The 17866-nt window shown below is 49.3% G+C and carries 23 protein-coding genes; 22 read left to right on the forward strand and 1 reads right to left on the reverse strand.

The window, feature by feature from the left end:
* Position 1: 1 nt before the first annotated feature.
* Genes BLR65_RS05915 through BLR65_RS05965 form a run of 11 tightly spaced genes read left to right on the forward strand, consistent with a single transcriptional unit; the run spans position 2 to position 8139 of the window.
* Positions 2-1645: a phage portal protein gene (locus BLR65_RS05915; RefSeq protein WP_093793270.1), complete on the forward strand. Its 1644-nt coding sequence runs from the start codon at positions 2-4 to the stop codon at positions 1643-1645.
* Entirely contained in the window at positions 1645-2769 is a 1125-nt protein-coding gene (locus BLR65_RS05920; protein WP_093793271.1) for a head maturation protease, ClpP-related, read from the forward strand. Before BLR65_RS05915 ends, BLR65_RS05920 begins: the two co-directional genes overlap by 1 nt.
* The gene (locus tag BLR65_RS05925) at positions 2769-3140 is read left to right on the forward strand and encodes a head decoration protein (RefSeq protein WP_093793272.1); all 372 of its coding nucleotides are present in this window, start codon (positions 2769-2771) and stop codon (positions 3138-3140) included. Before BLR65_RS05920 ends, BLR65_RS05925 begins: the two co-directional genes overlap by 1 nt.
* A gap of 13 nt (positions 3141-3153) precedes the next feature.
* The gene (locus BLR65_RS05930; RefSeq protein ID WP_093793273.1) at positions 3154-4203 is read left to right on the forward strand and encodes a major capsid protein; all 1050 of its coding nucleotides are present in this window, start codon (positions 3154-3156) and stop codon (positions 4201-4203) included.
* A 33-nt stretch (positions 4204-4236) separates the two neighbouring features.
* On the forward strand, positions 4237-4488 hold the full coding sequence (locus BLR65_RS05935; RefSeq protein WP_093793274.1) for a hypothetical protein: 252 nt from the start codon (positions 4237-4239) through the stop codon (positions 4486-4488).
* A 9-nt stretch (positions 4489-4497) separates the two neighbouring features.
* Complete coding sequence (locus BLR65_RS05940; RefSeq protein ID WP_093793275.1) at positions 4498-4821, forward strand: hypothetical protein; 324 nt, start codon at positions 4498-4500, stop codon at positions 4819-4821.
* Positions 4818-5381, forward strand: a complete 564-nt coding sequence (locus BLR65_RS05945) for a phage tail protein (protein ID WP_093793276.1) — start codon at positions 4818-4820, stop codon at positions 5379-5381. Before BLR65_RS05940 ends, BLR65_RS05945 begins: the two co-directional genes overlap by 4 nt.
* A complete protein-coding gene (locus BLR65_RS05950; RefSeq protein WP_093793277.1) occupies positions 5378-5875 on the forward strand; it encodes a hypothetical protein in 498 nt (165 codons plus the stop codon). The genes BLR65_RS05945 and BLR65_RS05950 overlap by 4 nt, the downstream gene beginning before the upstream one ends.
* The gene (locus BLR65_RS05955; RefSeq protein WP_093793278.1) at positions 5850-6146 is read left to right on the forward strand and encodes a hypothetical protein; all 297 of its coding nucleotides are present in this window, start codon (positions 5850-5852) and stop codon (positions 6144-6146) included. Before BLR65_RS05950 ends, BLR65_RS05955 begins: the two co-directional genes overlap by 26 nt.
* Positions 6136-7596, forward strand: a complete 1461-nt coding sequence (locus BLR65_RS05960) for a phage tail sheath family protein (protein WP_093793279.1) — start codon at positions 6136-6138, stop codon at positions 7594-7596. The genes BLR65_RS05955 and BLR65_RS05960 overlap by 11 nt, the downstream gene beginning before the upstream one ends.
* A 21-nt stretch (positions 7597-7617) precedes the next feature.
* Positions 7618-8139 carry a phage major tail tube protein gene (locus BLR65_RS05965; RefSeq protein WP_093793280.1) on the forward strand — a complete coding sequence of 174 codons (522 nt, stop codon included), beginning with the start codon at positions 7618-7620 and terminating at the stop codon, positions 8137-8139.
* 39 nt (positions 8140-8178) lie between these two features.
* Here BLR65_RS05965 and BLR65_RS05970 read toward each other — a convergent pair whose 3' ends face one another.
* Positions 8179-8394 (reverse strand): hypothetical protein, encoded by a 216-nt coding sequence (locus BLR65_RS05970; RefSeq protein ID WP_093793281.1) that lies wholly within the window; start codon positions 8392-8394, stop codon positions 8179-8181.
* Between the two features lie 62 nt (positions 8395-8456).
* Here BLR65_RS05970 and BLR65_RS05975 point away from each other — a divergent pair, with 62 nt between their 5' ends.
* The 11 genes from BLR65_RS05975 to BLR65_RS06020 are packed head-to-tail and all read left to right on the forward strand — an operon-like array spanning position 8457 to position 17856.
* On the forward strand, positions 8457-8759 hold the full coding sequence (locus BLR65_RS05975) for a phage tail assembly protein (protein WP_093793282.1): 303 nt from the start codon (positions 8457-8459) through the stop codon (positions 8757-8759).
* Positions 8760-8761: 2 nt separating this feature from the next.
* Entirely contained in the window at positions 8762-8920 is a 159-nt protein-coding gene (locus BLR65_RS29530; RefSeq protein WP_176772699.1) for a hypothetical protein, read from the forward strand.
* Positions 8917-11214, forward strand: coding sequence for a phage tail tape measure protein (locus BLR65_RS05980; RefSeq protein WP_093793283.1), 2298 nt, complete (start codon positions 8917-8919; stop codon positions 11212-11214). The genes BLR65_RS29530 and BLR65_RS05980 overlap by 4 nt, the downstream gene beginning before the upstream one ends.
* Positions 11207-11407: a tail protein X gene (locus BLR65_RS05985; RefSeq protein WP_093793284.1), complete on the forward strand. Its 201-nt coding sequence runs from the start codon at positions 11207-11209 to the stop codon at positions 11405-11407. Before BLR65_RS05980 ends, BLR65_RS05985 begins: the two co-directional genes overlap by 8 nt.
* A 4-nt stretch (positions 11408-11411) precedes the next feature.
* Positions 11412-12425 (forward strand): phage late control D family protein, encoded by a 1014-nt coding sequence (locus BLR65_RS05990; RefSeq protein ID WP_093793285.1) that lies wholly within the window; start codon positions 11412-11414, stop codon positions 12423-12425.
* Positions 12425-12910: a phage baseplate assembly protein V gene (locus tag BLR65_RS05995; protein WP_093793286.1), complete on the forward strand. Its 486-nt coding sequence runs from the start codon at positions 12425-12427 to the stop codon at positions 12908-12910. The genes BLR65_RS05990 and BLR65_RS05995 overlap by 1 nt, the downstream gene beginning before the upstream one ends.
* Before the next feature lie 11 nt (positions 12911-12921).
* Positions 12922-13236, forward strand: coding sequence for a GPW/gp25 family protein (locus BLR65_RS06000; RefSeq protein ID WP_093793287.1), 315 nt, complete (start codon positions 12922-12924; stop codon positions 13234-13236).
* Between the two features lie 5 nt (positions 13237-13241).
* The gene (locus tag BLR65_RS06005; RefSeq protein WP_093793288.1) at positions 13242-14078 is read left to right on the forward strand and encodes a phage tail protein; all 837 of its coding nucleotides are present in this window, start codon (positions 13242-13244) and stop codon (positions 14076-14078) included.
* A gap of 2 nt (positions 14079-14080) precedes the next feature.
* The gene (locus BLR65_RS06010) at positions 14081-15196 is read left to right on the forward strand and encodes a baseplate assembly protein (RefSeq protein WP_245692494.1); all 1116 of its coding nucleotides are present in this window, start codon (positions 14081-14083) and stop codon (positions 15194-15196) included.
* Entirely contained in the window at positions 15189-15836 is a 648-nt protein-coding gene (locus BLR65_RS06015; RefSeq protein WP_093793290.1) for a phage tail protein I, read from the forward strand. The genes BLR65_RS06010 and BLR65_RS06015 overlap by 8 nt, the downstream gene beginning before the upstream one ends.
* The gene (locus BLR65_RS06020; protein WP_093793291.1) at positions 15829-17856 is read left to right on the forward strand and encodes a hypothetical protein; all 2028 of its coding nucleotides are present in this window, start codon (positions 15829-15831) and stop codon (positions 17854-17856) included. Before BLR65_RS06015 ends, BLR65_RS06020 begins: the two co-directional genes overlap by 8 nt.
* Positions 17857-17866: the final 10 nt, after the last annotated feature.

A 17866-nucleotide genomic window follows, 5' to 3' on the forward strand; every position in this document is an offset into this window, starting at 1 on the left:
AATGGCAAAAAAACGAAAACGGCAAAAAGCCAGACTTCCTACTACCTCACTGCTAACGCCCCAGTCTGGCGCCCAGGTAATTCGTAGAATTCTTAATACCGGGTATTCAGAGAGTGGCGCCAGCTATAAAAAAGGCACAATGGCCGGCTGGCGGCCTGTACGGAGCAGTCCGCAATCTGATATTGATATGAACCTGCCTACTCTCAGAGCCAGATCGGCTGATGCCGTGATGAGTATTCCACTGGCCTCCAGCGCGATAAACACCTCCCGGACCCATGTTGTCGGGGCTGGTCTAAAGCTCAGTCCTAAGCCAAAATACAAGTTGCTGGGTATCACGTCGGAGCAGGCCAAAGAATGGGCTCGAACCACGAAAGAGGAATTTGATCTATGGGCCAACAGTAAATTTTGTGACTTGCTCAAAAAGAATAATTGGTATGATCAACAGGATATTGTTTATCAATGCTACATGATTGACGGAGACAGCTTTGCAGCCATTAAATACCGTGAACCGCTGCCGGGCATGCCTTACAACTTACGTATCCAAATATTCGAAGCAAGCCGGGTATGTAATCCCGGGACACAATCCCTGCTGGGTTCACCTTGGTCGGTGACAGTAAAGAATCCGGATAACGGCAACCGCATTATCAACGGTGTTGAGATCAATGACGACGGTGCTGTGGTGGCTTACTGGATTTGCAATCGGTATCCTTATGACCCGACTAACATGGAGATTCCTAAATGGGTGCGAGTAGAAGCTTTTGGACAGAAAACCGGACAGCCGAATATTCTCCAGATATGCCATGACGAACGCCCCGAAGAATATCGGGGCGTTCCGTATTTAGCCCCAGTGCTTGAAGTGTTAAAGCAAGTGGGGCGCTATACAGAGGCGGAACTGACGGCAGCTATTATCAAATCTTTCTTTAGCCTGTTTTTTGAAGAAAATTATGCGGGAAATGGAAATTTCCCATTACAGAATGTATTTGCTCCACACGAACGGGTATCACTGAATCCCAACGACTTTGAACTTGGATCTGGCACTATGAATGTGCTGCCACCGGGGTACAAGGTGACGACGGTTGACACCGGCCGCAGCCTGTCGACTTACGAAGCGTTCAGTAATCAGCTGATCAGGCAGATCGGAGCAACCCTGGAGCAACCGTATGAAGTCCTGATAAAAGCCTTTAACTCCAGCTATTCCGCTTCCCGGGCGGCCTTGCTGCAGGCCTGGGCGGCTTTTAAAATCCGCCGCATCTGGTTTGTCCGCGATTTTTGCCAGCCCTGCTATGAAGCCTGGCTTACCGAGGCGATTGCCATTGGCAGGATTAAAGCTCCGGGCTATTTTACCGACCCGCTTAAGCAGAAGGCATGGGCGAATGCGGAATGGTACGGCCCGGTCATGGGCAGTGTAGACCCGACGAAAGAAGTGGAAGCTGCCGCTCTGCGAGTAAAATATGGCTTCAGTACCCGGGAAAAAGAGACGGCCGAAATGACGGGTACTAATTTTGATGAGAATGTGGAGAGCCTGGCCATTGAAGAGCAAACCTTACGGGATGCCGGACTATCTACGGGGATGGAAGTGAATACTGGTAAGGAAGGATTGCTGGAAGAGGAGCAAAGACAGCAGAAAGGAGGTAGTCATTTTTAATGCGATTTTGGAATTTCCGTAATGAAGCCGATAGCGAGGATATTGAACTGAGAATTGCCGGCGAAATCGTTGACGACGACAGCGCCTGGATTTATGAATGGTTTGGAATTGCGGCCGCATCCCCCAACGCTTTCCGCGAGGAATTGAATCAGTATGCCGACAAAAATCTGACCGTGTGGATTGATAGTTGGGGCGGTGATGTAACAGCAGCTGCCGGTATTTATAATGCGCTTAAGGAGCATAAAGGCAAGGTAACGGTCAAAATCGACGGCAAAGCAGTATCAGCCGCCTCGGTAATTGCTATGGCCGGCGATGAGGTTTTGATGTCGCCTGTCGGCGTTTTGATGATCCATAATCCCTGGACCGGCGTTAGTGGGGAAGCCAAGGACCTACGGCATGTGGCAGATGTACTTGACGTGATTAAGGACACGATCATGAATGCTTATCAGTTGAAAACCGGTAAATCTCGGTCGAAAATATCACAAATGATGGACAATGAAACCTGGATGAGCGCGAAAACTGCTAAGTCTGAACGATTTATTGATGACATTCTGTACTCCGGCAAAGAAGATACGGACCAGCCTGTAGAAAATTCCTTTATGCTTAGCCATATGGCAATTCAAAACAGCGCAACGGCTTCCATGCGTAATTTTATTGAGGAGTACAGAAAAAATTTACAAAATAACAAGGAGGGAACCGAATTGGCCATTGATTCTATTGAGGATTTACAAAGAGAAAAACCTGACTTAGTAAATCAGGTGGTTCAGGATGCTGTTAAAGCGGAGCGGGAGCGAATTATTGCCCTAGATGCGCTGGATGATCCGCAAAATCCAGCCATCCATGATCTGATTGAGGATGCTAAAAAGACCGGCAAAACAGCCGCTGAAATTCAGACGGTAGTCGATATTGTAAAAAAGCATTCCAGTGATATTACTGCTGCGGCGGAGAACAAAGCCGGTCAGCAGTTTTTTAATGCTGTTATTACCGACAACAAGGCATCCGGCGTGGATGATGCCAAGGCGACGGGGACAAGCAGCAAGGTGGATGATAAACAAAAAGATGCGATGGCTATCAGTTTTATGGCCAGCGTTATTAATAAAAAGAACGGGAGGGTGAGCAAATAATGGCGGAATTGGTAAGAGATATTAACAAGTTTGAATATGACGGCTTGATTGGCGGTACTAATCCACCTATTTTTACCAAAAATGTTGTCATTGTCAGTGGTGCCGGTAAGTTGGTCCGCGGCACCGTTTTAGGACAAATTACGGCCAGCAAGAAATATAAAACGGTGAATAGCACCAGTGAAGACGGCAGCCAGGTTGCTAAAGCAGTGCTTGCCTATCCGGTGGACGCTACCAGTACCGACATTGTGGCAACCGTATACTGGTCAGGTCCTTTTAATCGTAAAAAATTGATTTTCGGCGGCACCGACACGGCTGATACTCACGAAGATGCATTAAGAGACGTTAATATTTTATTGACGTCCCAGCAATAAGGAGGAATGAAAGATGGATATTAATAACACATATTCGCTGTTACAAGCATTAGAACAGTCTTTCCCGCCACAGACATTATTTAGAGACACCTTTTTCCCTAATCCCTTAACATTTCCCACAAAAACTGTAATGATGGATTATCGTAAGGGAAACAGAAAACTGGCTCCTTTTGTCGCTAAAGGCGGATCGGGGAAGAATGTCGGTCGTACCGGATTCTCCACTAAGGAATATGAACCTCCAATGATGGCGCCGGATCGCCCGACTACCAACGAAGATGTGGAAAGTCGTGGATTCGGAGAAAATGTTTTTTCAACCATGACTCCAGAGCAGCGTGCTCAGCAGTTAAGGGCGCAAGATATGGCCGAATTGATGGATATGAATACGCGTCGTATCGAATGGATGTGCGCGCAGTTAATGCTTTTTGGTCAGTTTGAGGCAAAAGGATATGCCGATGATGGTGAAACCGTCATCATTGATACGGTTACCTATCCGAATTGGACACAAAAACTGACTTTAACCGGTTCTGATATGTGGACTGATGCAAGTGCTGATATGTACGGGCAAATGCAGGAAATGTCTCAAACAGTATCTCGCAACAGCGGTCGCGTTCCAGATGTGGGCATAGGGAGTTATAAAACCTGTAATAAAATCCTGAAAAATGCAAGCATCCTGCAATATTTGCTTATTCCCAACGCGCAGAACTTATCACTGATGAGCATTCAGCCTAGAATCGTCAGTCCTGGCGTTGTACGTATCGGATATATTCAAAGCTTAAATCTTGAGATTTATGCCTACGACGGAATTTACGAGGATGATGATGGAGATATCCAACAATACATTCCTGATGGGTATTTTGTTATGGGCGTTTCGGGGCGTGGAAGCCAATTATTTGGTGCCGTGACCCAATTAGAACAAGATGGAGTGCGGCGTACTTATCAGGGAGCCAATGTTCCTAAAGTATGGAATGAAACTGGTAAGGATGTACAAAAGATCCGCGTAGCCAGCAAGTGCGTTCCGAAGCCGGAGTTTATTGACGACTGGTATACCCTGAAAGCATTTTAAATTCTGCCGATTACCGGCAAAGGAGGTACTGTTTTGGATTTACATGTGAAAAGATTCAAAGTACGCTACCAAGGCAAAGACTATGGCCCTGGTAGCGTTATTTATAACGTTGAGCAAGAATTGGCCAAGAAATTAGCTGCAGGAAGCAATGGAACAATAGAGGCGCTACCCGAAAGAGAAGAGACCACAACAGATGAAACGGACATAAAAAATGAAGTTAGCAAAGTCGCTAATGACGAAGCCGTGTCATTGCCATCGGTAGACCCGAAAAAGACTATGAAATAGGGTGATGCTGTGAATCTGAAAGATGTTATGGCTACCGATATTAACGATGTTTTTCTGGATCATGACGAATTCGCTACCTATCACGACATCAATGGCAAGCAAATTCTCTGCGTCATCGATGAGGATATTTCCAAGCAACGCAATAATCGGCAAAGCGATACCTATGATGGCCTTTATCAAAGAGAATTAACACTCTTTGTTAGCGAGGTGGATATTGGCTACCGGCCGGAACGGGACCAGAAAATGACCGTGGACGGTGAATGGTACAAGGTGCTTAACTGCGGAGCCGGCGGCGGAATGCTGGAAATTGATTTGGGGGCGAACCGGGCATGATTGACCTTACCGCGGAGCGGATAGAATTGGCCCAAATGATGTTGGGGCACATTCCCGGAGCCGTTCCCCAAGCATTGACCAATGCCATCAACCGGTCGGCAGAAGGAGCGCGAACGGATGCAGTCGCTAAAGCCAAAGAGGAATATGTCATCACCGCGGGGCGAATCAGGGCAACGATTGGACTAAAAAAAGCCAATGCATCAAATCTGTCGGCTGCTGTAATATCGCGCGGCAGGCCAAACTCGCTTTCCTATTTCAAGCTTCGCCCCGGGAAGGCAACAAAACGCCGCCCGTCGGCAGGCATATTCGCGCAAGTAAAACGCTCAGGTGGCGGTCCAATTGCCAAATCATTTATTGCTAAGATGGCAAACGGACATGAAGGTGTGTTTAATCGTACAGGAGCAAAAAGGATGCCCATTGTAGAGCGATATGGCCCCTCTGCGCCACAAATGTTAGAAAACGAGTCGGTTTCAAGGTATGTGGAGGCAGGGGCCACCCGGCGATTAGATGAGCGCCTAGGCCATGAAATTAACCGTTTATTAGAAAGGTATGGAAAATGAGTACACCCTTAATTTTGGTCGATGAATTGTGCCGGCTGATTACTGATGCAACCGGCGAACTGATTCTAGAAGCAAAGACGGGACCCTCCAGGCCGCCGTCGGTGATACCCGGGTTTCTGGATGATGACGAACCAAAGCCGGGGAAACCACCGGAAGAAAAAGCCGTGCCGTTTGTTCTGGTCCGCTTTCGTTCCGGCGAGGACACCGAGCAGGCCGGTATGGCAACTGTCCGGCTGATTGCCACTACCTATTCCAAACACGGCCAGGGTTGGCGGGATCCTATGAATGTGTTGGAGCGTATCCGGCAGGCTATTTTGACGCACCGGCCGCTGGTCCGGCAATTTGATCTGCAGCTGCCAATCAAGTGGGACATGCCAGAAGAGCAGCCCTGGCCGTACTGGATTGCCTGGATGACTACTTCATGGACTATCGGACGGCCCATTCTAACAGAAATGGAGGATACTATGTATGGCGAAAACATCTACTACCGATGAACAAGCGCCCGTTAAACCGGAGCGCTTTATTTATTGCGGGCCCAGCCTGCCTGGTGGGCTGCTGCAACAATACACCATTTATAAAGGCGGCATTCCGGTGCATCTGAGCGATGCAATCGAAAAATGCCCTGCCATTAAAGCGTTATTCGTAGCGCCGGCAAAGCTACAGGCTGTTACTGCAGCTATTCAATCCGCAGGCACACTGGAAAACCTGCGATACAAAGAAATTCAAAAATTTCTCCAGGAAGGAGGTCTGAAACGTGACATATAAGCACGGTATATATCCGTCTGAAGTGCCGACGTCCGTTATACCGCCGATTGAAGCCGAGTCCGGCCTGCCGGTTGTATTCGGTACGGCACCGTTGCATTTGGCCAGCGCCTCAGCCGGCGCTAACAATCCGGTGCTGGCGTACACCTATGCTGAGGCGGTGGCGGCTTTTGGCTATTCGGACGACTGGAAAAACTACACGCTTTGCGAATTTATCTATAGTCATTTTTCTCTATTCAACGTAGCGCCGGTGGTTCTGGTCAACGTGCTTGATCCGAATGTGCACAAAGAAGCAATCACAAATCAGACAGTTGAAATTACCCAAGATACGGCCATTATTACCAGCGCCCCCGTCCTGCTTGATACTCTGGAGGTTAAACTGGCGGAAGCCGGCCAGCCGTTGGTAAAGGGTACTGATTATGTTGCCGGCTACAATGACGACCGGAATGTAGTCATTACCCCGATTAATGGCGGCGCTATTTCAAATGAACAGACTTCACTGATCGTCAGCTACACCAAATTGAAGCCGGATATGGTCAGTAAGGACGATATTGTCGGCGGTATTGACAGTACAACCGGTGAGCCAGAAGGCTTGGAACTGGTCGCTAAGGTGTATCCGCTGTTTCAACTTGTTCCCGGCCAGGTTTTGGCCCCTGGCTGGTCCACGGACCCGCTGGTTGCCGCCGTCCTGCACGCCAAGGCTGGCAGTATCAACGGCGTATTTCATGCAACGGCCATTGCCGACATCCCCACGACCGGTGCGGGAGCGGCCACACAATACACGCAGGCGCCAGCCTGGAAAACCAATAACAACTATGTCAATAAACAACTGATCGTCTGCTGGCCGAAAGTGGCCTTAAGCGGTAAGACGTTCCATCTCAGCACGCAACTGGCCGGGATTTGTTGCCAGACGGATGCAGACAACGACGATATTCCATATATGTCGCCATCCAACAAGTCCCTGCAGGCAAACGGAGCGGTAACGGCAGATGGCAAAAAGGTATACCTAGATCTGACGCAGGCCAACTATCTCAATGGACAAGGCATTGTAACGGCATTAAATTTTATCGGCGGCTGGAGGCTCTGGGGCAATCGCACCAGCGCCTATCCGGGCAGCAGCGACATTAAGGATACCTTTATTCCGGTACGGCGGATGTTCAACTGGATTGCTAACACGCTGGTATTGACGCATTGGCAGAAGGTGGACGCGCCGATTACCCGTCGACTGGTCGAAACACTGGTAGACAGTGCTAACATTTGGTTTAATGGTCTGGCGGCCCGGGAAATGATCCTCGGAGGCCGGGTAGAGTTTTTAGAGGAGGAGAATCCGAAAACCGATCTACTGAACGGAGTGTTCCGGCTCCACTATTACGTGGCGCCGCCACCGCCGGCTGAAGATATCGAGGAAGTCATTGAATACGATGTTTCCTATTTTAACACCCTGTTTGATTGAACAGGAAAGGAGGTTTAATCTATGAACCGAATTCCGGAAAAACTAATTAATTTTCGCGCCTATGAAGGTGGCAGCCAATTTATTGGTCTTGTCGATGCCGAACTGCCGGACCTGGAACCGATGACGGAAACCGTTAAAGGCGCCGGTGTTGCCGGCGAATACGACAGCCCGGTCATAGGCCATTACCAAGCCATGACGCTGTCGCTGTCCTGGCGTACGCCGACAGGCCGGCTCCTGGGGCTTGCGGCGCCTAAGATACATCAGCTTGACCTTAGGGGCGCCATTCAGGAGCAGGATGCCGCTAACGGCACATATCGAGCAGTACCGCTTCGTGTAACCGTGAACTGCACGCCGAAAAATACCAAGCCGGGAAAACTGGAGGTAGGCTCTCCCACCGACTCATCCAATGAATTTGATGTGACCTACATCAAAATTTGGTATGACGGCAAAGAATATATCGAAATCGACAAGCTGAATTTTATCTGCAAGATTGATGGCGTAGATTATTTGGCCGCCGTCCGCCTGGCGCTGGGTGGACAATAAAAAAGCCGTACCTTTTTAGGTACGGCTTAACTATTTAAATTAAGCGTTTTTGGGTGGCGTAATGCGACCCTGGAAGTAGGCGCAGAATATGACCAAAACAAAGCCGCCAACCAGATAATAACCGATTTCAGCCGGTAGGCCGATCATTGCAACAGCCTGTCCTGCGGTATATGCAGGGATCAAGGCGGCTACCAGGCCAAACGGAATCGAAAGCGCCAGTACAACAATTCTAAGAAGTATGTGTAAGATGTCCATAGCTTCTCACCTCACTTCCAGTATATGTGAAATATAGACAAATAGCAAGGAGGAATTTTACTATGGAAAACCAGGAAAGCACTGTGGGGATTACGATCCCGTTTAGAAAACCGTTTACCTTTGAAGGCAAGGAATATACCGAAATGAAACTGGATTTGGATAAACTGACCGGCAAGGACGTAATTGACGCCGAGTCAGAAGCGCGGGCCATGGGGGTGCGTGCCGTTATGCTGGAGTCGTCGAAGGTCTATCAGGCCATTCTGGCGGCGCGCGCTGCCGGTGTTACGATCGACTTAATACAGGCATTGCCAGCCAAGGAGTTTAGCAGCGTAACGGGAGAAGTGCAGGGTTTTTTGCTCGGATAGGATTGGGTGCTAGGCCGGCCAAAACAGTCCGGGCTTTAGCTCTACGATTGTCTCGGGAAACACAGGCGCCGGTAACGTATTGGCTGAACGTTTCTTTTCCGGAAATGACGGAATGGATTAACACCATCCAGGAAGCGCAGCAAAGGAGGCGGGGAAAATGAGCGGCCGTATGTACGAAATCGCCTTTAACATTATGGCCAGGATGGGGCCGGGATTTAATCAGGCGTTTTCTTCCGCCTCCGGCCGAATGACGCAGCTCAACACACAGGTGTCCGGCTTGAAAAAGGAAATGAAAGAGCTGGATACCCAGCAGCGCAAAGGCGTCATTTCCGTATTTGAATACTCGGCCGCCTATGAAAAATTGACCGCGCAACTGTACAAGGCGGAACAGCGGCAGAAAAGCTATGCCAAAGTATACGCTCTGCAAAATAAAGTCAATCAATCCCGCAGTAATGCCCGGATGAACATGGTAGGAGCGGTCGAAACAGCGGCAACCGTAGGTACGCCGATCTATAGCGCTATGAATTTTGAAACGGCTATGTCGGGAGTAGCCAAACAGGTGGACGGCGCCCGCGATGACGCCGGGCAGCTGACCGAGGTGTACTATCAGGCACAAAGCGAAGTTATGCAGGCCAGCAAGGATATGATGATCCTACCGGATAATATGGCCAAGGCCTTTGCCATGGCCGCCAAGTCCGGTGTGCAAGGCATGGAGAACATTGATAAATTTGCCCGGATGGGGATCATGATGGGCACGGCTTTTGAGGCGCCCGCCGAACAAATCACCGAAGACTTTGCCAAAATCGGCAGCGCCATGGGGATTCACCTGGACACAGTAGAAGGCATTAATCAACTAGAAGCGTTAGCCGATACGGTAAACTATCTGGATGACCGCTCAAATGCCAGCGGTGCAGATATCATTGACGTATTAAAACGGACTTCGGGCGCTGCCACTTCGCTTTTGCCGACACTTTCCCGGACTACTTTAGCGGGGATGTCGACCGCACTGCTGCAGATGGGTGAAACTGGCGAGACAGCCGGTACAGCCTTGAATGCGCTGTTTACTAAAATTGCCGCGGCTCCTACGCAATCTAAATCCTTCCAAGGAGCTCTTGCACAGCTTGGTTTAACGGCTGAAGAATTACAGTCAGGGGCGCTCAGCGATGCCGAGGGCACAATCACGAACCTGTTTGAACGCATAGGACAGTTGGACGCGGCAAGCAAAAACAATGTACTGGCTGAGTTGTTCGGAGCCGAGCATATTGATAACCTATCCAAAATTTCCGGCAACTATGAAGAATTCTTGCGGGTTATTAAAATGGGCAATTCCGCTGAAGCCAAAGGCAGTATGATGAAAGAGTTTGAAATTCAGTCACAAAATACGGAGCGGCAACTGGAAGGGCTACAGGCCTCAGCGGCCAGAACCGCGATTGTTTTGTCAGGGCGGTTGCTGCCGACGGTGAAAACACTCGCGCAATGGGTAAGTACAGGGGCAGACTGGATTGGTAATTTCAGCAAAGAACATGACACTCTGTCAAATGTTTTAGTGGGAACTACCGCTGCCGTGCTTGCCGGTACCGTGGCATTTTCGGCTATGGCCTGGGCCGGTTGGGCGGTTATTAGCCCATTTGTGAGTTTATACGGCTGGACCAAGAAGATTGAACTGGCTACCAAGCTGAGCACCGGCGCCCAGTGGGCTTGGAACGCTTCCATGACCGCCGGCAGAACAGTAATGGGTGTAGGACAACTGATACTACGGGCCGCTTGGACCGGAATCGTGGCTGCCGCTACCTGGGCATGGACCGGTGCTCAATGGGCGTGGAATGCAGCCATGACCGCCAATCCGATTGGGCTATTGATTGTGGGGATTGGTGGATTAGTGGCAGCCGGCTATTATCTCATTCAAAACTGGGATACCGTGAAAGTATGGTGGACGCAGTTATGGGATGATCCAGCTGCTGCGCTACAGGCGTTTGTCGACGGGATCTACAGCCGGTTTTCCCCAGCCTTTGATTGGCTGAGTGAAAAAGCGGCCTGGGTGAAAAATCTGTTTAGTGGTGACAGCAACGTAGCGGCTGCCGATCTATCCATGAATATTCCGGCCTATGCCAATGGAACCATCGCCACCACGCCGCATGTCGGGCTGTTTGCGGAAAAAGGACCGGAGGCGATTATTCCACTTGACGGTAGTTCGAATGCACTGTCTTTGTGGGCTACAGCAGGCCAGATGCTTGGTATCGGCGGCGGTCAGTCCCTGTTCCAGGATTTTGTTGACAGTCCGTCCGGTAGTGGCGGTGGCGGCAACACATTTGTATTTTCGCCGAACGTCATGCTCACTGGTGGCGATCCGGAAGTAGAGGGAAAGGTCCGGAGTGTGATTCGAGAGGAAGCCGACGACTTTGAAAATCGCATGAATGCCTGGGCGGCTCAGCAAAGGAGACTGGCTTATGACTAAATATACAACTGCCTTAGGTGATACCTGGGATATTATTGCTTACAAAATGTATGGGGATGAACGGCAGATATCGGTATTGATCGAGGCTAACCCGGAATACCGGGAAACAGTGATTTTTTCAGCCGACGTAATTATTCAGGTCCCGGATGTGGCAGCGGTAACCTCCACGGTATTGCCGCCATGGAAGAGGTGATAGAATGCAGGCGCGAAGGGCAAAGCTAAAACTGCAATACGATAATAAAGACATATCCGCAGACTTGGCGCCCTATCTGCTCAGTTTTTCCTATTCCGATCACGCCAGCGGCAAGGCTGACGATTTGCAAATCAGCTTGGAAGACCGCGAGGGACTGTGGATTAGCGACTGGTTACCGGACAAAGGTGCTACACTTAAGGCTGCATTGGTAACGGAACACTGGACCGAGCAGGGGAAAACAGAGGAGTTGCCGTTCGGTATCTTTGAAATTGACACTTTTGACGGTAAAAGCTTGCCATCCACAGTGACGATCAAAGGGTTGTCCATACCGGAATCCACCTCACTGCGCGGTGAGGAAAAGACAAAGTCCTGGGAAAAAGTGAAACTGTCAACCATCGCCCAGGATATTGCGACGAATGCCGGATTAACCCTGTTTTATGACACTGATGACGATCCGGAGGAGGATCGGGTGGAACAAACCGAACAGTCCGACCTGGCATTTTTACAGAAGATGTGCGAGGATGCCGGGTTGTCTCTTAAGGTAACCGACCAGCAGATTGTTATTTTTGACGATGCCAAATATGAGAAGAGAGAACCGGTTATGACCATAAAGCGTGGTCAATCATATATACTCGATCATAGCTTCTCGTCATCGGTAAGGGATGTCTATGCAGCCTGCCGCGTGGAGTATCGTGATGCGCAAAACAGCGATAATATATCATACACTTTCAATGCACCAAATAAACCGGCAACAGGTAAAACCTTAGTTATCAATGAGCGCGTAAGTAGCATTGCCGAGGCTGAGCGATTAGCAAAAAAGAAACTGAGACAAAAAAACAAAGAGGAAACCAAGATGTCGTTTTCTCTATTGGGCGATATTCGTCTATTAGCCGCTTGTACCGTGATGGTTGAGGGCTACGGCAAATTTGACGGCAAGTATTTTATTGAAGAAGCTACACACACCGGTAGTGGATATACTGTTAAAATAGATCTGCGCCGTGTCTTGGAGGGGTATTAATGGACTCAGTATTAAAAAACTTAGTTAGGGTAGGGCGTGTATCGTCAATAAACCCTCAAAGCGCTACTGTTCGGGTTGTATTCGAGGACAGGCAGAACATGGTTTCCTATGATTTGCCTGTTATTGTACGTCAGTCTCTGAAAAACAAAGACTATTTTATGCCGGATGTGGGCGAGCAAGTTGTCTGCCTGTTTCTCCCCAACGGCAACGCCCAAGGCTTTTGCCTTGGTTCTTTTTATTCTAGTGTCGACGTGCCATCGGTCAGTGATTCAAACAAGCGCCATATCCGCTTTGCGGACGGCACCAGCCTCGAATATGACCGGGAAACACATACGCTCACTATCCAGGCTCAGGGACCGCTTAATGTCATGGCGGGCGGCAATGTGAATGTGACTGGCGACGTCATTGCCGACGGCATCAGCCTGAAAACGCACGTCCATGGTGGCGTACAATCTGGCGGCAGCACGACCGGTAAACCGTCATAGGAGGGATTCAATTGGAATTTGAAATCACGGCGTCAGCGAGTATGACCGTCAACTTTGCACCGGACACAACCACTGAGGAAATATTTCAAAACGTCCGGACCATCCTGGCGACGCCGGTCTATTCGGTGCCGCTTAATCGGGCATTTGGTGTCAACGCGGAACTGGTGGATTTGCCGCTGCCGGTTGCCAAAGCCAAACTGGCGGCTGAGATTGTACAGGCCATTCAGAAGTTTGAACCTAGGGTGGAAGTTACTAAGGTCCTTTTTACTGACAAGGCCATTGCCGGCAGGCTGCAGCCGACCGTCTGCCTGCGATTGAAGGAGTGATTTGATTGGCAATCGGAACTTTTGGTCCTGTCACTTTTGAGGTATCGGCCGAAAAAACACGCACCTTTGACGAATTTCAGCGTAAAACATCCGCCAAATTTGAAGAGCATGCGATAATCGGCCAAAAAGCTAAATTGGAATTTATCTCACCCGGCCTGGATGAAATCTCATTCCAGGTTATTTTTTCTGCTTTTCACGGCTTGAACCCGTTGAATGAAATAAAGCAGCTGCGTGAGATTGTCCAGACGGGGGAATACCATCCGCTGATCATTGGCGGTGAAACGCTTGGAAATTTTGCGGTTGAAAGCATTAGCGAAGCCTGGAAATATATTGATAATAAAGGATTTGTCCTGTATATTGCCGTGGACGTGAGCTTGAAAGAATATTACGTTGAACCAGATCCGAATGCCAAGACCAATGAAACAACCGATACTACAGCTGTGCAGGAAAAGAAAGCCGAGAAGGTTGCCGCTGCTGTAAAAGAACCAGCAAAGAAAACAGGGATGTCCGTGGGCCAGATTGCTGATATGGCAGCTATCGTGAGCAGTTGTGTGCGGGACCCGTCACTGGCCATCACGGGTATGGAATCTATTCTGACGGCAACGCAGGATTTGCAAGCAGGGAATCCATCTGTTGCAGCGACCGCAAGTTATGTTCGAATGGGGTTGGATGTTGCTAATTTGGCCGTGCGTGCTAAAAATGATCCCATGGGTACAGCCATCACTGTTTTAGACACTCTTGGCAATACGACAACGGACAAACCGGCTGCAGCAAAGTCAATCTACGGGGCCAAGGCAGGTGGTACGGTGATGCTCATTGCACAGCGGGTGAAGGAGGGATAGGAGTGCTGGCCAATCTACCATCTATTAGCTTTGTTGATACGGATGCTGCCAATATTGAAGCATCGGTTATAACAATGTATGAAGCCATAGCCGGCCGGACACTCGCCCAGGGTGATCCGGTCCGGCTATTTTTACAGGCTGTGGCCATGATCATCATCCAGCAGCGGGTGCTGATTAACGATAGTGCAAAACAAAATCTGTTGGCTTATGCCAAGGATGATAAGCTCGACCATCTCGGCGTACTAGTCGGCGTGCCACGATTGGACGCCTCGGCGGCTGAAACAACAATCCGGTTCAACCTGTCGACCGCACAGCCACAGGTAGTGACCATTCCGGCCGGTATTCGCGGTACGACGCCAAATGGTGTGGTATTCCAGGTATCGAATCCGGTGACCGTTCCTATCGGGGACTTGTATGGAGATGCGCCGGCGGAATGTTTGACGGCAGGTGAAATAGGCAACGGTTATGTTCCCGGACAGATCAACCAACTTGTTGACCCTTTGCCTTGGATTCAGTCTATAGCGAATATCACTGAAAGCGAGGGTGGCGCCGATAGGGAGTTGGATGACCCTTACCGGGAACGGATTCGCCTAGCACCGGAATCGTTTTCTGTTGCCGGCCCGGACGGAGCATACCGTTTCTGGGCCATGTCGGCATCGCAAACCATTGTGGACGTGTCGGTACGCAGTCCGGCTCCTGTTGAGGTGGAATTGCGGCCGCTACTGACAGGCGGAGAGATACCGGGGACGGAAATCCTAGACATGGTTTACGCCACTGTTAGTGATAAAGAAATCCGGCCGCTTACAGATCGGGTATCCGTTCTGGCGCCGGAGGCGGTAAGTTACGATGTGGAACTTGTATATTACATCCACAAGGATAATGCTACGCAAAGCCAGACTATACAAATGGCAGTCAATCAAGCGGTTATCGATTATGAGCTTTGGCAGAAGTCCAAACTGGGACGGGATATAAACCCATCAGAACTAATTTGGCGGGTACGAGCGGCCAGCGCTGACAGGGTGGAAGTTACTTTGCCGGTATTCTTGAAGCTGGAAAAATATCAGGTAGCTATAGCCAGGAATGTCACTGTCACTTATGGGGGATTGACCGATGGTTGATATTGCAGTAATTAGATTGATTGACCTAGTTCCCCCCAGTATCCGGGACGATCCGGAAATACAGGCGGCAGCAGCGGCATTAGAAGGAGAACTACAGGCGGTTACAGCTGCTATCCCGACAGTACTGTTGATTTCTCGAATTGATGAGCTGGCGGAGGACGTAATTGACGCCCTTGCATGGCAGTGGCATGTGGATTTTTACGAACCGGGAATAACGTTAGAGCAGAAACGTGCTTTAGTGAAAACGTCGATTGCCCAGCACCGAAAAAAAGGAACGCCCTGGGCGGTGGAGCAAGTTGTAAAGGCTATCCTTAAAGACGCTGTCGTTCAGGAATGGTGGGAATATGGCGGTGATCCCGGTTATTTTCGGGTGGTTAGAATCGGTGGAGAAATGATTGAACCCAGCCTATATGAACGCCTGGTAAATGCCATAAACACTGTCAAAAATACCCGGTCATGGCTGGAAGGGGTATCACTGTATAGGGAATTGCCCGGAACGGTATATATTGGCGGAGCTTGCAGCAGCATGCGAACGGTAGAGATCATGCCAGCAGCGTTCCGTGCGCCGAATGTATCAAAAACGGTCTATACCCGCGGCTTGATTTATCATTTGAAAGGAGTTGAAATACAGCATGCCTAACTGGAATGGAACCGTATTGACGACGCGGGGTAAAGCCTTGCAGGCTAAAGTGGAAGCCGGTACGACTATGCAAATCACAAAGCTAAAAATCGGCGATGGCATACTCAGTGCTGGTCAAACGGTAGATGCGCTTATAGATTTAGTTTCTCCTAAAAAAAATATTGGTATATCGGCAAAAACCCCGCTGGAATCCGGAATTTGCAAGGTAACTGCCGTAGTTACCAACGACGGATTGGCAACGGGGTTTTATGTACGGGAATTGGGGGTATTTGCTCAGGACCCGGACCTGGGAGAAATTCTATATGCTTACACTTCCGACGGTAGTCCAGATTATTTACCTGCTGCCGGCGGATCCGTAGCCGTAGCAGAGGAACTTGTGGTGCAGTTAGCCTTTTCGAATGCGGTTGATATTCAGGCAACTATTACACTGGACGGCCTAATTACAACAGCTATACTAGAGCAACATAAAACAAAGTCGCCTATTGACCATCCTGACGGAAGTGTCACTGATGAAGTAATAGGAAACCGGATAATTACCGATACAACAGAGCTTGCCGGTACAGCCGCAAGCCTAACAACTTTGCTCGGCCGTATCGGGAATATGTTGAAGCAAATAACGGGCAAAACAAACTGGTATACTCTTCCGACTCTGACACTGGAAGCGATAAATACCCTGTTCGGTACGTCCGGTCATGCCCATACCGGTATTGCTGGTCAAGGGCCGAAGATAAATAGTACTGGACTTGCAGCCGGGGCTGCGGATGACACGTCAATTGGCAATCGCACCATAACGGACACCACGGCGGCAGCAGCGGGAGCCGATACATTGACAAAACTGTTATCGAAACTGGGCAATATGGTAAAATCCATTACCGGCAAGGCAAACTGGTACACGGCACCGGCTACAACGTTGGAGACAGCAAATACTCATATCGCTGATAAGAACAACCCGCACGGGGTAACAGCCGCGCAAGCCGGGGCGGCTCCTGGATCGGTATTGGTAGACGCGCAAAGAATTGCAAACGATACGTTGTCCAATATAATGGTCGAAGGGAAAGTAGGTGCCTACCTAACGGCTAATTGCTATTACGACGGCGCTAAATGGTACAGAAAAGATGAGTCGAAGCCAGCGATAATACTTTTTGTCGCCACGGGTATTCCGAATAGCGTAACATATGATTATGCCGCCGCCGGAACTGGTGCTATTACGTGGACGGAAAAGACCCTTGCCTCTACGGATATAGTACTTCCATTATCTGGCGGCACGATGACCGGGTCTATCATTTTGCCTAATAACATTTATATCCAATCCATAGATGCTTCAAATACCGCCCAAAACATAATCGGCCTGAATCCAAGTAATCAAGTTACAATCGGGCATGGTGGAACAACACAAACCATTTTGACGGCGAAAAATCATACCGCTGGCGCGATCATCAGCGATGGTTCAGCTATAAAAAAAATCGCCACGACAGACATATGCGCTCCTGCCGGGCATGGGTTGGGAACATTTGGTGAAATGATATCAGATATTTATGCAATCACAACTTCGGGATTCTATCGCTACGGAGCAAACGCAACGAACGCCCCTACAACAGTGGCCGGAACAATTATTGCCAATACTTGGGACGAAAATATGATGACCGTTATTGCCGTAGATAGAAATAAGAATATATATTCTGCGACAAAGAATAATGGGATATGGGGTTCATGGAAGCAAATCGCTACGACAGATCAGTCAACATATATTGTTGCTTCTGGCAGCGGGACAAATTATACTTGGCGGAAATGGAGCAATGGGGATATCGAGCAATGGGGATATACAACTGTAAGCGGAGCAGCGACCCTAACATTCCCGTTAGCCATGGCAGCAGCGACATACTTTAACTTCATGCCAACGGTAAACGATGGCGGGGACAATATGAACCCCTTTTTCACCGCGTTGACTGGCGCCAGCGTATCAATTCACCTAGGTAGTAATGCATCAGGATCGGTATATTGGCATGTAAAAGGAAATTAGAGGAGGGAAA

Origin of the sequence: Sporomusa acidovorans, from assembly GCF_900101845.1 — a bacterium.
GTDB lineage: Bacteria > Bacillota > Negativicutes > Sporomusales > Sporomusaceae > Sporomusa > Sporomusa acidovorans.